Below are 16,142 nucleotides of genomic sequence, written 5' to 3'. Positions count from 1 at the left end.
TAGCAACAGCCAAAAATCTCGAGTATTTATCAATTATTTATACCGAAAGGCTGTTTGAATCACGAAAAACAATATATTTGGGTACATTAACATACCAATCAAATTTTATACTAAAGCTATATAGTTTAGCAATATTTTTATAAATACTACATTTATTTACTACCGTTAAAATTATTAAACCTTAGTATCCTATAAATCATATAAAAATATGCACTTTAAAAAACTTCTCTATTTTAAAAAAAAGCTCATATTCTTTGTGCTATTTTTTTCTTGCTCTCAGATTTGCCATGCACAATCTAATGAACTACTGAAACTACAAAAATCTTTACCTACGATAAGTGATAGTCTAAAGTATGTCAATGCCCTCAATAGAATTGCGACGTTGTTGTATGAAAAAAACATTGATAGTACGTTTTACTATACCAAAAAGGCTAGTGCCATAGCCAATAGGCTAAAGTATGCAAAAGGTCAAGCGGATGTATTGAATAACCTCGGCATCTTTTATTTCATCAAGGGAAATATACAGCTAGGCTTACGTTATTTCAACGAAGGAAATATTCACTACAGAAAACTTCAAGATTCGTCAAACATTGTCCAAACCTTGATGAATATCGCCATTCTTTACGAGGTAATGGGACGAGAAAAGAAGTCGTCTACTAATTATAATCTGGCACTGGAATTGGGCAAAAAGATAAGTCATGATTCTATTTTTTCATTGGTAATCTATAATTACCTTATCAAATACCCCACTAAGTTTAGTAAAGATTCGCTCAACTATTACCTCAATAAAGGCAGAAACATTGCTGCAAAGTACAAAGACAAGCGTATCCTATTAGCCTATGACCAATTGACGGCTGATAATTATATTAAAAACAACCAGTTTGATAAAGGCATGGCTTTATTAAAACAGGCTAACGACGATGCATTAAAAAATAATCTCTCGAATGTTTCTGTGATTATCTTGACTGATATGGGAGACCAGATGTATCAACGGGATAAGTTAACAGCCATTCAATACTATAAACAAGGCCTTGCCATCGCTATTCCCAAAGGTTATTTAGTTGATAGTGAGCTACTCACAAGGAAATTAGCCGCTACTTATGCTGAACTAAAAGATTATTATAATGCCTATTTATTTAGCAAGCAATACCAAACCATTAATGACAAAATAGATGCTCAAGAAAACCTTTTTGGCATTGATTATCAAGATTTCGCTGTTAAAGAACAGCAATTAGAGTCATCTTATCTGCTTGCCAAATATCAATCTAGGCTACTGATATTAGCCATCTTAATCAGTGTGATGGCTATCGTAATGATTATTATCTTATGGCGTAACTGGAAAAATACCCAAAAGTCCAGAGAAGCACTAAGACTACAGTTTCAGCATGCAGAAGTAACCATGCATGATTTAGAGACGATGAATAAAAACTATGCACGCCTTATCAAAATTGTAGCGCACGACCTCCGAAATCCGATTGGAGCTGTGGGGGCAATGGCATCCATGCTCGCCGAAAAAGAAATGGACGAAGACGATAGCGAGCTAATAGAACTAATACAGACGTCTATCAACAATAGTCTAAACTTAATTAATGATTTATTAAAAACTGACTTCGAACAAAAGCATGACATCCATAAAGAAGAAACATCCTTTGATGGCTTACTGAATGAATGTGTACAATTACTTCGCTTTAAGGCAAAAGACAAGCGTCAGCAATTGATTTTCAATACAGATACGAATATTAAAATGAATATTGATAGAGATAAAATCTCAAGAGTGATTAATAATCTAGTAGGGAATGCTATCAAATTCAGTCCCGAAGGGAGCAATATTTATATTACTACGAAAGTAACGGAAAGTGGCACACTTACTACTGTAAAAGATGCAGGAATAGGCATACCCGTAAAAATGCAAGATAAAGTATTTGATCCATTTACGTCGGCAAAGCGAAAAGGCACAGGAGGAGAACAACCATTTGGTTTAGGGTTGTATATCAGTAAACAAATTATAGAAGCACATCATGGTAAAATCTGGCTAAAAAGCGAGCCAGATAAGGGAACGGAGTTTTTTGTGGAATTGCCGTTTGTGAATTAATACCATTCTCAACTGATGGCATGACTTCAAGTCATGCCATCAGTAATATATACCTAAATACTATATATTTGAAGATGCTTACAGTAAATTGTTCTTTATATCAACTTTACTTATTATTAAACCTTCTTATCCATTCATAAATAATTTTATAAACAATCATGGCTTATAAATACCTTTATTATATAAAAAAGCTTACCTTATTTTTACTCTTATTCTCCTGTAGCAAGTTTTGCTATGGGCAATCTAATGAACTTTTGAAACTACAAAAATCGCTACCCATTATAAAGGATAGCTTAGTATATGTAAATACGTTAAATAGGATTGGGATACTTTTATATGAAAAAAACATTGATAGTACCTTTTATTATACCAAAAAGGCTAGGGAAATAGCCAATAGATTAAAATATGAAAAGGGGCAAGCTGATGCGCTCAATAATCTTGGGATTGTATATAGCATCAAAGGCAATATACAATATGGCCTACGTTATTTTAATGAAGGATATTTGCTGTACAAAACCATTGGAGATTCTTCAAATACAGTACAAGCCTTGATGAATATGGCTATCATTTATGAGGCAATGGGACGAGAAAAAAAGGCATTTAGTAACTACAATCAGGCACTTGAACTAGGCAAAAAACTAAGCCGTGATTCAATCATGTCATTGGTTATTTTCAACTATTTCACCAAATACTCAGACAAGGTTAGTAAAGATTCGCTAAACCATTATCTTAATAAAGGTAGAAAGATAGCAGTTAAGTATAGAGACAACCGTATGCTGTTAATGTATGAACTATTAACAGCGGATAATTATATTAAAAATAATCAGTTTGATAAAGGTATAGCGCTATTAAAAGCATCAACAGAAAGAGCATTAAATAGTCATCTTTATAGCATGGCGATGCTTTTATTGATTGATATGGGAGATAAGGTGTATCAAAAGGATAAGGTAAGTGCGGCTAAATATTACAAGCAAGCGTTGGATATAGCGGTTCAAAAAGGCTATTTAGTAGACAGTGGGGTCATGGCTAGAAAACTAGCATCTTTGTATGCCGAGCAAAAGGATTATACCAAAGCATATTTATATAGTAATCAAAGTCAAACAATTCATGATGAAGTCGATGCCCAAGAAAACCTTTTTGGCATTGATTATCAAGACTTTGCAGCTAAAGAACAACAACTTGAATCATCAAACCTATTGGCAAAGTACCAATCTAGGTTGCTGATATTAGCCATCTTAATCAGTGTGATGGCTATCGTAATGATTATTATATTATGGCGAAACTGGAAAAATACCCAAAAGTCTAGAGAGGCACTAAGACTACAATTCCAACAGGCAGAAGTAACCATGCATGATTTAGAGACGATGAATAAAAACTATGCCCGTCTTATCAAAATTGTAGCACACGACCTCCGAAATCCGATTGGAGCAGTAGGTGCAATGACTTCGATGCTCGCCGAAAAAGAAATGGACGAAGACGATAGCGAGCTAATACAATTGATGCAGGTATCGATTAACAACAGCCTAAATTTAATTAATGACTTACTAAAAACTGATTTTGAGCAAAAGCACGACCTTGACAAAAAAGAGACATCCTTTGATGGATTACTGAATGAATGTGTACAACTACTACGTTTCAAGGCGAAAGACAAGCGTCAGCAATTGATTTTTAATACGGATACGAATATTAAGATGAATATTGATAGGGACAAAATATCGAGGGTGATTAATAACCTAGTGGTGAATGCCATCAAATTTAGTCCAGAGGGTAGCAGTATTTACATCAATACTAAATCGTCAGAAAGTGGGACGCTTACTACCGTAAAAGATGCAGGAATAGGCATACCTATCAAAATGCAGGATAAAATATTTGACCCATTTACATCGGCTAGGAGAAAAGGCACTGGAGGTGAACAACCATTTGGCTTAGGATTATACATTACGAAACAGATTATAGAAGCCCATCATGGTAAAATCTGGCTAAAAAGCGAGCCAGATAAGGGAACGGAGTTTTTTGTGGAATTGCCGTTTGTGAATTAAGCGTTTTTTACTCTTGACAATTGTTCCACATACTTATATGACTTACAATCTATTGAGAATTACAGAAGCATAAAAAAAGAGGTCATTAAACCTCTTCTATCATTTCATTTATTTTATACACTCAACGAAGGTATTAAAAAGTTCACAGGAATATTTAACCCTTTACTAAGGCGACTTATCATCTGTACTGTAAGCTCTTGTTTACGATTCATTATTTTAGATACTTTCGTTTTATCTCCGATATAAGGAATTAAATCTACTTGCTTTAGATTCTGTTGTTCCATTTTATACTGCAAATATGCGATAGGGTCACTGGCTTGCATAGGAACGTGTATTTCTTCGTATGCTTCTATCAATGAAATAAGCATTTCCAACTCTTGTCCTTGTTCGCTGTCTTTGCTAGGCTTTAATTTCATCAATGTACGAACTTTGCTCAATGCTAGTTGATGATATTTATTATCTACTATGTTATCCATTGTATTCTATTTTAGTAACGTCTATTTTATCGTATGCTTTGTGGGTTCCTACCCAAATAATAAAAACTAATTGGTATTCGTAATCTATCTCAACAACCAATCTGTAATCATTTCCTTTGATATTAAAAACTACTCTATCATTAGCAACGATACTGGCATTTCCATAAGTTTGTTTAACGTCATTTGGGGAAGTCCAATTAGATTGCTTTACTGTATTATACCAATCTAATAAAGGAAATTCTGCTTGTTGATGAAGTAACCAAAAATTACGTATAGTACTCTTAGCAATTATTCTCATATTCAAATATAATAATAAGTTGCTAAAATAGCAACCTGCTTAATTTAATATTAGTAATCTAAAAACCTTTTTACTTCCCAATACAAAACTTAGAAAAAATATTGGCTAGTAAATCATCCGTAGTGATTTGACCTGTTATTTCGCCTAGGTGGTGTAGGGCGAAACGGATGTCTTGGGCTAGGAAATCGCCTGTGATGCTTTGGTCTAGGCCTTGTAAAACGTTTTCTAATGCTCCGTTGGTTTGTAATAAATGTTGATAGTGGCGGAGGTTGGTCACTACCGTATCTCCAGATTTTATTTCTCTGGTTTTTACTTTTCTAACCAGTGTATCCTTTAAGGTGTCTATGTTTTTGTTCTCGGATGCTGAAATCCAAAGAATGTCTGGATAGGTGGTATCAAAAGCTGATTTCTTATCAGGCGATAATTTATCTACTTTATTGCCTACTAATAGATATGGTGCGTTGAATTCTGAAATCTGCTGGGCAATTTCTGAAAGCTGTATTTCTGAAGCATCAAATAAATAGACAATCAAACTAGCTTTATCCATTTGTTGCAAAGTACGTTCTACTCCAATAGCCTCGATGGTATCAGTGGTTTTACGTAACCCTGCGGTATCAATCAGGCGAAATCGGATGCCTTCTATAAAGAGTTCGTCTTCAATGACATCACGGGTAGTTCCAGCAATGTCTGAAACGATGGCTTTTTCTTCGTTCAATAAACGATTCAACAAGGTCGATTTCCCTGCATTTGGTTTCCCTGCAATAACTGTCGGCACGCCATTTTTGATAACATTGCCCATCTCGAAACTATCAATCAAGGGAATCAGTACTTTCTGAATCTTAAAGATTAATTGACGCAAATCGTCACGGTCGGCAAATTCTACGTCTTCTTCACCAAAGTCTAATTCTAGTTCTATCAAAGACGCAAAATGAATCAGGGCTTCTCTGAGTTGAGCAATTTGTTTTGAAAATCCTCCTCTGATTTGATTGATGGCTGTCTGATGCGAGGCTTCTGAATCTGAGGCTATTAAATCGGCTACGGCTTCGGCTTGGGCAAGGTCTAACTGTCCGTTCAGGAAAGCACGTTGTGTGTATTCGCCTGGGTTCGCTAGTCTAGCGCCCTCACGCAATAACAGTTTAAGGATTTTCTGGATAATGAAGTCTGAACCATGACAAGATATTTCAATGGTATCTTCACGGGTATAAGACGAGGGTGCTTTGAAAAGCGATACCAATACTTCGTCAACAATGGTTTCGTTGTCTCTGATGGTACCGAAATGTATGGTATGCGAAAGTTGTTTTTCTAGGTTTTTACCTTTGAATATTTTATTGACAATCGGGAAGGTTTCTGGTCCAGAAACACGAATTACGCCAATGGCTCCAATGCCTTGCGGAGTGGCTAAGGCACAAATTGTATCTTGATTAAACATGAATTTGTAACACGATTTGATAGTTGCGACGTCCCGCAATCGTGGATTGAATGAGTTCGGTAACGATAGCGAGACGCCGCCTCGTACCAAATCGTGCTACAAATTTAAAACAAATCCTTCAATTTCATGGCAATACCCATATCACCACTGATTTTTAGTTTACCAAACATAAAGGCTGTCATCGGATTCAAATCGCCTGTCATTAAGCCTTGTAAATCTTTTAGGCTTACGCCAATGGTGCAATCTGCGGCTTCGTCGGCATTACTTACGCTTCCGTCTGCACCAATAAAAATACTTCCTGCATCGGTTGCAAATTTAATAGATGAGCCTAGTCCTCCTTTGGCGGCTGCCAAAGCGGTGATTTTTTGTGTTAATTCTTCAAAAGTCATGTTGCTGAGATTGATTATATTTTTAATATTAATTATATTTGGTTTGTTCCCAAAAATAAAATATCAATTTTAATTAAGACTTTTTTATTCTTAAAGACTTATTTTTTTTGTCTTTAAATAAGATTTTTATTCTTAAAGTCCTTACTTTTCTTGTCTTGACACAAGAAAAGTAACAAAAGAAAGTCAAGAAATTCTAAACTCGCTTCGCTCAAACAGTAGAATTTCATTAAATGCTGACGCAAATGCAAAAAGAGAACATCTTAAAAAAGCTGATGGCTCAAAGCTTATTACCCATTTGTATTCATGTTAAAAAAGCTCAAAGCTGATGACTCATAGCTCACAGCTTAGTGATAGCCGATGACTGATAGCCGAAAGCTGATAGCTCAAAGCTCACTGCTCATAGCTATCTATCTACGAAATCGTTTCTTTGAATACTCTTAATGTGGCGTCCCACGCTTTTTTGGCTACTTCTGCGTTATAGCGGGTGGGTGCGGTGTCGTTATTGAATGCGTGTTGTGCGCCTTCGTAAACGTATAATTCGTATTTCGTACCCGCTGCTTTTAGGGCTGTTTCATACGCTGGAATGCCTGCGTTGATACGTTCGTCTAGTCCGCCGTAATGTAATAACAATTTGGCTTTTATTTTTGGTACATCAGCCGCTTCTGGTTGGCGACCATAATAGGCTACTGCTGAATTTAACGTTGGCGAGTTAACCGCTAATTGATTAGCCAATCCTCCGCCCCAACAAAAACCTACACAACTGGTTTTGCCATTGCTTTTGGGTAAAGTCTTTAGGTAATCAAAGCCTTTTAAGAAGTTGTTGGTATTTTTAGTAGCATCTAATTTACTGAATAAATTACGTGCTTCATCTTCATTTTCTGGGGTTCCTCCCAAAGGCGAAAGGGCATCTACTGCCAAAGCGTAATAGCCTGCTTTTGCTACCCTGCGTGCTACGTCTTTGGTATGTGGATTGAGTCCGCGATTCTCATGAATGACAATCACTGAACCAATTTTCCCTTTGGTTTTTTTGGGTTGAGCCAAATAGGCTTTCATCGTACAGCCATCACCTTCGTAGGTAATATCTGATGTTTCGATATCATCGTCGTTTTCAGGGATAGTAGCGGCATGAGCATAATTCACTTCTAGCAGTGGTAATACCGTCATGGCAGCTACCGTACTCCCTGTTAACTTAACAAGGCGTTTAAGGAAATCCTCACGCGTCAAAGGTTTGTGCGTGTACTCATCAAAAAGGTTAATAATTTCTTGGTTCATAGTTATTGTTGTTTAGTTGTGAGCTATGAGCAATGAGCTTTGAGCAATGAGTTTTAGGCTTTGGTTCCCATCTTAACATAAATAGAATTAGATTGAGAGGATAAGAAAAAACGCTCATAGCTCATTGCTTATAGCTTATAGCTTATAGCTTATAGCTTATAGCTTATAGCTCATCGCTTATAGCTTATAGCTTATAGCTCATCGCTTACAATTCAAAGCTAATATAATTACAATTACTTTAAAAATTCTATGTTTCTTTTTAGTCCTGCATACTTAGTTCTTTTCAAAGGTGACTTTTTAAAGATGGTTTGAAATACTTCTTCGGTGATTTCTTCCCAATCGCTTTTAGTAAAATTCGCCAAGTCGGGATGAAGGTTAAATTGGGGTTCTTGGTGTGGTTTTGAAAAACGATTCCACGGACAAACATCCTGACAAATATCACAGCCAAAAAACCAGTTTTCAAACTTATGCTGGGCTTCTATGGGTATTGCCTCCTTTAGCTCAATGGTATAATAACTGATACATTTCGAGCCGTCTACTACATAAGGTTCGACGATGGCATCCGTCGGACAAGCATCTATACAACGTGTACAGGTACCACAATAGTCTTTTACGGGGCCGTCGGGTTCTAACGGTAAATCCAAAATCAGCTCTGCGATAAAAAAGAAACTGCCTTGGTTTTTATTGATAATATTACTGTTTTTACCTATCCATCCTATGCCCCCTTTTTTTGCCCAAGCCTTATCCATGACGGGTGCAGAATCTACAAAAGCTCTCCCTCCTACTTCCCCGATTTCTTCTTGAATATAGGCTAAAAAAGCTTGCAGTTTTTCTTTTACCACAAAATGATAATCTTTGCCATAAGCGTATTTTGATAGTTTCAAATCATTTACGCCTTCGGGAAGTCTTTCGGCAGGATAATAATTAAAGAGTAAGGAAACCACCGACTTGGCATCATCCACCAATAGTCTTGGGTCTAGCCTTTTATCAAAATGGTTGTCCATATACTGCATCTTGCCATGCTGATTGGCTTTCAACCAATTCTCTAGTCTAGGAGCTTCCTCCTCCAAAAATCCTGCTTCAGAAATACCACAATAGTCAAAGCCCAATTCTTTGGCTTTTTGTTTTATTAAAAAAGAATATTGGGCTTTGTCAATCATTTATTATGTAAGCAATTTGAAATACTAATCTAATCACCAATCACTATTTACCGTTCACTAATTATGCAATTTTTACAGAAGTCATCGTTAAAGAACCACCCACAGGCACATCATTAAAGAAACTCACTTCCTCGTTCTTTTCTTGCATACCCAAAATATATAATAATGGATAGTAATGGTCGGGCGTTGGAATAGCCAATTTAGCAGCCTCGCCCATACTTTCATAATTTATTAAAGGTTTATGATTGTTCTCGGCAATATTCTTTTTGAATTTCTCATTCATTTCTATTGTCCAATCATAGCCATAAGCCCCGTCTATTCTCCGAAAATCTACCATGCGTAAGTTATGTACCATGTTGCCACTTCCAATAATCAATACCCCTTTACGCCGTAAAACCGCCAATTCTTGTGCCAATTCATAATGATATTGCGGTGACTGGTGATAATCAATGCTTAATTGTAATACTGGAATATTGGCTTTGGGATAGATATGGCGAATAATCGTCCACGTGCCATGATCCAATCCCCATTCGTGGTCTAAATGTACATCCGTTTTAGTAATCAGTTTTTGGGTTTCTTCTGCTATTGCCAAACTTCCTATGGCTGGATACTGCACATCAAACAATGCTTTGGGAAATCCTCCAAAATCATGAATGGTTCTCGGTTTTTCCATTGCCGTTACAAAAGTACCTCTTGTAAGCCAATGTGCTGAAATAACAATTACTGCGGTAGGCTCCGGAAAATCATTGGCTAAAGTTGCCCATTGTTGACTAAATTGATTATTTTCGATGCCATTCATGGGTGAGCCATGCCCAATAAAAAATAATGGCGTTTTTTGTTCTTGTTTTGATAACTGGTCTGAAAATGCTTTTAATGTTCCTAATGCTGACATCGTTAGTACCCCTACAGAGGCTTTTATAAACTCTTTCCGTTTCATTTCTTGAAAAATACTATATTTATGCAACGGATTGCTTGATTAGTAAGTTCAAAGAGTAACTTAGCAGGAAAATTGGTAAGTAATTTTACTCATTTTTCAACATATTTTGTGATATTTATCATTTTCAGAATTTTCTTTGGGAAAACAATTTTGACACGCAGTATTATTTTTTTAAATTAGAATAATAACAACTAATAAATTATCAAAAGCCTATGAATTTTAGTTTTGACAACTACCAAACCGAAGGCTTCTTCGATGAAATGTTTGATGCACAAGGTAATGTGCGTATGGGGTACGAAGCATTCAAGGAACGGGTAGAACAGTTAAAGATTGAGGAGTTTATTCGTCGCCACCAAGCAGCAGAACGCTCTTTAATGGCAATGGGTATTACTTTCAATGTTTACTCGGAAAATGAAGGAACAGAACGCATCATGCCTGTTGATATTATCCCCCGAGTAATAGAAGCGGATGACTGGAAAAAAACCGAGAAAGGTTTGATACAACGCATTACGGCATTGAATATGTTTTTGGATGATATTTATCATGACCAAAAAATATTGAAAGACGGCATCATTCCCCGTGAATTGATTGAAACTTCAAAAGACTTTTTACGCCCTTGCGTTGGTATTCGTCCACCAAAAGGCATTTATATCCACATTACGGGAACAGATTTGATTCGTGGCGACGATGGTAAGTTTATGGTGTTGGAAGACAACCTCCGCTGTCCGTCGGGTGTTTCTTATATGCTCGAAAACAGAGAACTGCTAAAACGTACCTTTCCAGAAGTATTGGGTAAAACCAGAGTACAGTCTATCTCAGATTATCCAAACAAATTGTTGCAGATGTTACAACACATCAGCGACCGACCAAACCCTACGGTTTGTGTACTGACACCGGGGATTTATAATTCAGCTTATTTCGAGCACTCTTATTTGGCTCAACAAATGGGTGTTGAATTGGTAGATTCACGCGATTTAGTAGTGCATGATGGTTATGTAAAAATGCGTACTACTAAGGGATTCCAGATTGTAGATGTTATTTATCGCAGAATTGACGATACATTCTTAGACCCTAAGGCTTTCAATCCAGATTCTTTAATTGGTATTCCAGGTATCTTTGATGTGTACAAAAAAGGTAGAATTGCCTTGGCGAATGCCCCCGGAACAGGCGTGGCAGATGATAAAGTAATTTATGCTTATGTACCAAGAATCATCAAATATTATTTAGGCGAAGACCCAATCATCCCGAACGTTGAAACCTTTATTTGTGGTGAAGAAGATGATTGTAAGTATGTATTAGAAAACATCGAGAAATTAGTAGTAAAAGAAGCAAACGAAGCAGGTGGATATGGTATGTTGATTGGTCCAAAATCGACGAAGGAGGAACAAGAAATATTTAAAGCACGTATCAAAGCAAATCCTAGAAATTACATTGCTCAACCTACGATTTCACTGTCGAGAGTACCGTGTTTGATTGATGACCATTCAGAAGGCAGACACGTTGATTTACGTCCATACATTCTTTATGGAGACGGCGTAAAAGTGATTCCGGGAGGACTTACCCGTGTAGCTTTACGTAAAGGTTCATTGGTAGTTAATTCATCGCAAGGTGGGGGCTCGAAGGATACTTGGGTATTGTATTGATGGGTTGGTTTTTAATGTAAATATGCATTATTTTGATTTTTTTCTTTTAGATAATGAATTTTAGAAGATTGACATTTATTATCGCCTTGTCCTTACTTTTCTTGTCTTGATACAAGAAAAGTAACCGCGTGGCGGACCGCAAAAGAAAATCAAGAATTCCTAATCGCAGCGGCGAACCGCCTCGCTTCGCTCAAACAGTAGGAATTCGTTGTCCATCAATCACAAAAAGCGGTCAAAAAACTAATTTTGACCGCTTTTTTTATGACTTTAGAACTCTGAATGACTTATGTTAGTTATTGTTCGTACAATTCTGATTTTGATGGATAATAACCACTATTTGCTTTAAGGATGCCTCTGAACTTAGACAGTCCATTTTTTCGATGATTATGTTCCGATTCCGTCAATACATTCGAATCTTGAAAATGTGTATTCGTTGTAAAGTGTTTAATATTTAATTGTTGAGCTATTGTCAGAATTGACTCTAAGTCCTTCTCATTTTCTATTTGCAATACTACCTGTGTCATAATTTGTAGCTGTTTATTAATCAAATATACTAAAAAATATTACACTTAATTAACACTTCTTAAGAATAACACTTACAATTGAAACTTTAATTTCCCCTACAAACATTTGAATACATTGGATTCTTTGGTAGATTTGAGTAAACTGAACCTTATCACTCATCACTATGAAAAAAATCATCTTATTCATCTGTTTAATCATTGCTTTTACTTCAATCTCATCCTTCTCTCAGGTAAACAAAACGCTGTTGGATAGTCTTACTATTGCTATTAAACATGGTGCATACCCTAATATTGATGGTATGGTAGTTTCACAAAAAGGGAAATTAATCTATGAACAATATTTTAATGGATTGACAAAAGCTAGCTTACATGATACTCGCTCGTCTTTCAAATCTATCACAGGACTGCTTGTCGGCATCGCTATTGACAAGGGCTATATAAAGAGTGTTGATGAAAAGGTTTATTCATTCTTCCCTGAATACAAAAATTTTAATAACTCGGATAGTAGAAAAGAAAGCATGACAATCCAACACCTCTTAGCAATGAAATCAGGGTTTGATTGTGAAGAATGGGATGGCGCCAAAGATTGCGAGGATGAAATGGCGGAGACTAAAGATTGGGTAAAGTTTTCACTTGATTTACCAATGCTTCATCCTTCAGGGACGCATTGGGCATATACGTCATGCAATACAATGATACTTGGTGGTATTGTTTCCAATGCCTCAAAAATGTCTATTTTAGCATTCGCTGACAAGTTTCTTTTTCAGCCTTTAGGCATTAAAAATTATCGCTGGACGAAAGACCCTGCTGGACACGGAATGACTGCGGGTTCATTTTATATATTGCCGACTGATATGGCTAAAATTGGAGCATTGGTATTGAACAAAGGGACGTATAAAGGCAAAAGGATTGTTTCTGAAAAATGGATAAAGGAAGCTACCCAGCCAATTACCAAGATTGAAAATTTCTCAAACGTAAAAATCTCAAAAGCTAAAGATGCCCTACCACAGCCTACCTTTTATGGCTATACTTGGTATAATGAAGCAATACAAACAGATAAAATCAGGCACAATGTAATATTTGCATCAGGCAACGGTGGGCAATATATTATGGTAATACCAGACCTAGCTTTAGTGGTAGCATTTACAGGGAATAGTTATAATTCTTCCAAATCAAAACTACCTTTTGAAATATTAATAAAATATATTCTTCCATATTGTGAAGGGGGATGAGTTCTTGTTTTTACTCATGGCATGACTTAACAGACTACTGTGATAATAAACAGACAAATCGTTAGTCATGCCATGAGGTTAGTCACTACCGTATCCTACTCCCCTCCTCTTCTACATTATTTGTTTTACTACGACTACGGATTGTACTGCCAAAGCTTCTGGAATAACTTAATTTAAAAATTCTTGCATAAGCGGTCTCATCCATATAATGCACTTTATTTTGTTCGATAAATACGACAGGTGTAACTACGCCTACTTCGGTATAAATATTCATGGATTTAAAAATATCCGTAATCGCCAATTGTATCGTTCCTCTGTCTTTATCTAGCTTTTTGGCTATGCCCATATTCAGTACGCCAAACCCTTTTATCATATTGGGACCATCAAATTGGTTAGTGTTATGCCATCCTGTAATTTCTAATTCGATATTTTGTGGCAGACTCAAGGTCTGATTTAAGAAATAATTATGGAACAAATACGCCTTCTCGGCTACTTGCGGAGTATAGCCTACTCTGTATTTACGATAAGCGGTTGTTCCCCCTATATTTATTTTCCACCAACTAAAAAGCTGAATCGGCACATTAGTAGTAAGGCTGATACTATTCATAAAATCCAGATTTTGAGGAGATAAGATAAATATATCTTTGGCGACAGTAGTACTTAATTGATAACGAATGATTGGATTTACTTCGTGTTGGATACCTAGCCCAATACTGATGTTTTTATGGGTAAAGGTGGTTTTGAAGGCATTGGTAATACTCGGTTTTAGTAATGGATTTCCTGTAAAAACCGAACTAGGGTCATTATAAAATAAGCCTGCAATCAAGTCATTGTAAGCGGGTCTGCTGATTCGGCGTGAAACATTCAATACAACACTACTATTTTCAGCTATTTTATGACTCAAATTTAGAGAAGGGAAAAATTGAGAATAGGTATTTGTCTGATGGTTAATATCTCTTGCCCAATACTCATACCTCAAACCTGCCGTCAAAGATGTTTTGGTATTTAAAGTAAAATCAAAGGAAGAATAAGCTGCTAAAATACTTTCGTTACTAATCACAGTGCTTTGAGAACGACTATCTAATATCCAAACGTCATTCTCCTTTTTTTCTACCTTGCTATTATTTGTATTGCTAGAATAACTCCCTTTGATGCCCGTTTCAATATTTATTTTATCAGTTAACTTCGTCGAAAAATCACTTTTCAACACGCCAATATTCAGTTCAGAAATGCCTTCACCTCTGTTACCTTCTGTAAAAACTGATGACGATGGTTTTATTATTTCTCCCTCTTTATCATAATAGGTGCTATTAATCAAAGATGGACTGTTGTTCTTAAAATACCAATAACTGGCGTCAACGTTCAGTTTAGATTTTACAGATAGTTGTTTTTCTAAAAATGCGGAAGATTGGATATTCTGCCCAAGATTATTGCCTAACGAATTTATCTTCATGGCAAAGTAGTTACCCGATTGAAAATCATAAAAGCCATCGCTTTGCACATTGGGTTTCGTAGTTGAATTCAAGTAGGTTACGCTCCCTCCCACTAATGTTTTGGGGTTTAGTCTGTGGTCAAACCCCAACGAAAGGTTATGACTATTTTTTAAGTTAACCGTAGCACTATAAAAACTACTGGTATAAGCCCCTCCTAAAGCAGGAAAATTCAATGCACCATAGGCCTGCCAGCTTGATTTAGCACCGTCGTGTAGCATCGAGTAGGAAGCATAGTAATTGGAGTTTTTAGTGCCATGTGACACATTAATAGAGGCCGATGCTTTCTCTCTAAACCCATAACCTAACGTTGAAGAAAAATTGAGTTTTGTCCCTTCATATTCATTTTTCTTTAAGACAATATTGATTAGTCCTGCCCCACCTTCGGCATCATATTGGGCAGTTGGCGACGTAATGATTTCTATTTTATCAATATTGTCAGCATTCATGCCATTGAGCATTGCCATTACTTCCGTCAACGATAAGCGAACTGTTCTACCATTAATCATAATAGCCACGCCACTTTGTCCGTTTAAACTAAAGCTATTATTTCGGTAGTCGATGATTACTCCAGGCAATCGCTCTAACACCTGTAGGGCAGAACTCCCTTTGGTCATGATGCTACTTTGTACATTTATCACCTGTCCGACTGGCGTAGTCTGAATCAAATCCTTTTTGGCACTTACTACTACTTCGGTTAGTGCATTAACATTGTCTGCCATTTGCAAAACTCCTATGTCCACAGCTTCGTTTTGTATGGCTATGGTGATAGGTTTTGTAAACATAGATTGGTATCCTACACTACTGATGCCTATCAAAAAAACACCTTCTTTGGTCGATGATAATGAAAACATACCCTGTTCGTCTGCATTGGTTCCTTTAACGATAGTAGTATCATTGGCTTGATATAATACAACATTGACAAAAGGTATGGCTTCGTTGGTTTTATTAATTATTTTACCAGTAATTTGTCCGTAAGTAGTTGTTGCCATTAAAGTGGCAGTTATTATCAGTAAGGCATTGGTTTTCATGAGCTTGTCATTTTGATTGTCAGTCAAAACAACAGTACATTTCCAAGATAAAATAATTTGATTGACAAGCCTTAGATTTGTATTGACCAAATGCAGAAAACGCTTAAAATCAGGTTAAAGAGTCATTATT

13 protein-coding genes are annotated in these 16,142 nt (G+C 36.3%); 4 read left to right on the top strand and 9 right to left on the bottom strand.

From position 1 onward, the window contains the following. The first annotated feature begins 256 nt into the window (after positions 1-256). Positions 257-2,092 (top strand): ATP-binding protein, encoded by a 1,836-nt coding sequence (locus tag AC07N0_RS14295; RefSeq protein ID WP_494589704.1) that lies wholly within the window; start codon positions 257-259, stop codon positions 2,090-2,092. 254 nt (positions 2,093-2,346) lie between these two features. After that, complete coding sequence (locus AC07N0_RS14290; protein ID WP_494589703.1) at positions 2,347-4,131, top strand: tetratricopeptide repeat-containing sensor histidine kinase; 1,785 nt, start codon at positions 2,347-2,349, stop codon at positions 4,129-4,131. 113 nt (positions 4,132-4,244) lie between these two features. Here the strand turns inward: AC07N0_RS14290 and AC07N0_RS14285 are convergent, their stop codons facing one another. From AC07N0_RS14285 to ygiD, 7 genes are all read right to left on the bottom strand, one after another. Continuing rightward, positions 4,245-4,607: a helix-turn-helix domain-containing protein gene (locus AC07N0_RS14285; protein ID WP_492803446.1), complete on the bottom strand. Its 363-nt coding sequence runs from the start codon at positions 4,605-4,607 to the stop codon at positions 4,245-4,247. After that, entirely contained in the window at positions 4,600-4,905 is a 306-nt protein-coding gene (locus tag AC07N0_RS14280) for a type II toxin-antitoxin system HigB family toxin (protein ID WP_494589702.1), read from the bottom strand. Before AC07N0_RS14280 ends, AC07N0_RS14285 begins: the two co-directional genes overlap by 8 nt. Positions 4,906-4,975: 70 nt before the next feature. Then, positions 4,976-6,334: a tRNA uridine-5-carboxymethylaminomethyl(34) synthesis GTPase MnmE gene (mnmE, locus tag AC07N0_RS14275; protein WP_494589701.1), complete on the bottom strand. Its 1,359-nt coding sequence runs from the start codon at positions 6,332-6,334 to the stop codon at positions 4,976-4,978. 104 nt (positions 6,335-6,438) lie between these two features. After that, the gene (locus AC07N0_RS14270; RefSeq protein WP_492803438.1) at positions 6,439-6,723 is read right to left on the bottom strand and encodes an SCP2 sterol-binding domain-containing protein; all 285 of its coding nucleotides are present in this window, start codon (positions 6,721-6,723) and stop codon (positions 6,439-6,441) included. 411 nt (positions 6,724-7,134) lie between these two features. After that, positions 7,135-7,995 carry a dienelactone hydrolase family protein gene (locus tag AC07N0_RS14265; protein WP_494589700.1) on the bottom strand — a complete coding sequence of 287 codons (861 nt, stop codon included), beginning with the start codon at positions 7,993-7,995 and terminating at the stop codon, positions 7,135-7,137. A gap of 233 nt (positions 7,996-8,228) precedes the next feature. After that, the gene (gene queG, locus AC07N0_RS14260; protein WP_494589699.1) at positions 8,229-9,155 is read right to left on the bottom strand and encodes a tRNA epoxyqueuosine(34) reductase QueG; all 927 of its coding nucleotides are present in this window, start codon (positions 9,153-9,155) and stop codon (positions 8,229-8,231) included. 61 nt (positions 9,156-9,216) lie between these two features. Continuing rightward, positions 9,217-10,047, bottom strand: a complete 831-nt coding sequence (ygiD, locus tag AC07N0_RS14255; protein WP_494589839.1) for a 4,5-DOPA-extradiol-dioxygenase — start codon at positions 10,045-10,047, stop codon at positions 9,217-9,219. A 257-nt stretch (positions 10,048-10,304) separates the two neighbouring features. Between ygiD and AC07N0_RS14250 the strand changes: the two genes are divergently transcribed. Next, positions 10,305-11,735 carry a circularly permuted type 2 ATP-grasp protein gene (locus AC07N0_RS14250; protein WP_492803432.1) on the top strand — a complete coding sequence of 477 codons (1,431 nt, stop codon included), beginning with the start codon at positions 10,305-10,307 and terminating at the stop codon, positions 11,733-11,735. Positions 11,736-12,028: 293 nt separating this feature from the next. On the opposite strand, the gene AC07N0_RS14245 is transcribed toward AC07N0_RS14250, so the two are convergent. Further along, entirely contained in the window at positions 12,029-12,259 is a 231-nt protein-coding gene (locus tag AC07N0_RS14245) for a hypothetical protein (RefSeq protein ID WP_494589698.1), read from the bottom strand. Positions 12,260-12,423: 164 nt separating this feature from the next. Between AC07N0_RS14245 and AC07N0_RS14240 the strand changes: the two genes are divergently transcribed. Continuing rightward, entirely contained in the window at positions 12,424-13,491 is a 1,068-nt protein-coding gene (locus tag AC07N0_RS14240) for a serine hydrolase domain-containing protein (RefSeq protein ID WP_494589697.1), read from the top strand. A gap of 85 nt (positions 13,492-13,576) precedes the next feature. Here the strand turns inward: AC07N0_RS14240 and AC07N0_RS14235 are convergent, their stop codons facing one another. Beyond that, entirely contained in the window at positions 13,577-16,012 is a 2,436-nt protein-coding gene (locus AC07N0_RS14235; protein WP_494589696.1) for a TonB-dependent receptor, read from the bottom strand. Positions 16,013-16,142 lie beyond the last annotated feature (130 nt).

The organism is Arcicella sp. GW821-FHT09D11, from assembly GCF_059416265.1.
This window is presented reverse-complemented; position numbering and strand designations above follow the sequence as displayed.